1 protein-coding gene is annotated in these 1463 nt (G+C 70.9%); it reads right to left on the bottom strand.

The window, feature by feature from the left end:
* Positions 1 to 22 precede the first annotated feature (22 nt).
* Positions 23 to 1462: an MFS transporter gene (locus tag ACZ5DS_RS42485; protein WP_468249842.1), complete on the bottom strand. Its 1440-nt coding sequence runs from the start codon at positions 1460 to 1462 to the stop codon at positions 23 to 25.
* Position 1463 lies beyond the last annotated feature (1 nt).

Genomic DNA, 1463 nt, shown 5'->3' with positions numbered 1-1463 from the left:
CTCCCCGTCCGTGGTGGTGGGGTTATTTGGTGGTGGGGGTGCGGAGGAAGGTGCTGGTGAGGGTGGTGATGAGGACGAGGGCGGTGTTGACGGCGACGGCGGTGTGGATGCCGTGGAGGATGCCGGTGACGGTGGTGGTGGTCATGGCGCCGGTGGCGATGGCGCTCATGACGGGGGTGCCCATGGTGATGCCGATCTGCTGGCTCATGGTGGCCAGTCCGGTGGCCATGCCCTGTTCGTGGTCGGGCAGGCCGCTGGTGGCGGTGACCATGAAGGCGACGATGAGGAGCATGTTGCCGACGCCGCCGATGAAGGTGGCCGGGAGCAGCAGTGCCAGGCTCGTGGTGGTGGTGCCCAGCCCGAGCAGGGCGCCGGTGGCCAGGGTCTGGATGAGCGCGCCGGCCAGCAGGGTGGTGCGGGTGGTGGTGCGGGCGATGACCTTCGGGGCGAGTGCGCCGCCCAGGACGGTGCCCAGGCCCAGCACGCCGAAGGACAGGCCCGCGGCCAGCGGGGAGAAGCCGAGGACCTGCTGGAGGTAGAGGGTCATCAGGAAGACCAGGGAGGTCTCGGTGACGAAGGCCAGGATGCCGGCGATGTTGCCGAAGGCGACCGAGCGGCGGTGCAGGACGGTGACCGGGACCAGCGGCGCGCTCGCCTTGCGTTCGATCAGGTAGAACACGGCCAGCAGGAGGAGGCCGGCGGCCAGCGAGGCCAGCGCGGTGGTGTCGCCCCAGCCGTGCTCGCCGGCCCGGGTGAAACCGAACACCACCGCGAGCAGGCCCAGCGTCACGCTCAGCGCGCCGGGCAGGTCCAGCCGCGGGCGCTGGGCGGGCCGGGACTCGGCGATGACCATCGGGGCGATCACCAGGACGGCCGCGGCGACGGGCACGTTGATGAAGAACGACCACCGCCAGGACAGAAGGTCGGTCAGCACCCCGCCCAGGATCGCGCCGGTGGTGAACCCCGCCGACATCAGCGCCCCGTTCAGACCGAGTGCCTTCTCCCGCAGCGGGCCCTCCGGGAAGGAGGTCGTCAGCAGGGACAGGCCGGCCGGGGTGACGGCCGCGGTCGCCAGGCCCTGGAAGACGCGGGCGATGATCAAAACCTCCGGGCTGGTGGCCAGCCCCCCGGCCAGCGACGCAAGCCCGAGGACGGCCAGACCGCCCAGGAACAGCCGGCGCCGCCCGAACAGGTCCGCGACCCGCCCGAACATCAGCGTGAACCCGGCCGCGCACAAAGCGAACGCGGTCGCGATCCACTGCAGGTTCGCCAGCGAGAACCCCAGCCCCTCACCGATCACCGGCAACGCCACGTTCAGGATCGAGAAGTCCACCGCCAGCATGAACTGCGCCACCAGCAGCACCACCAGCGTCAACCGCATCCGCGACGTCAACCGCTGCGGCCCCACACCCCCCGACCCGGCACCCACCGCCCCCTCAACCACACCATCAACAACAGACATG

The organism is Streptomyces sp. NPDC031100, assembly GCF_055570785.1.
Note: the sequence above shows the minus strand (reverse complement) of the source record. Positions and strands in the feature narration are given on the sequence as shown.

Bases quoted from the DNA above. Each gene is read 5' to 3' on its own strand.
- ACZ5DS_RS42485 (WP_468249842.1), bottom strand. From the start codon at position 1,462: ATGTCTGTTGTTGATGGTGTGGTTGAGGGGGCGGTGGGTGCCGGGTCG.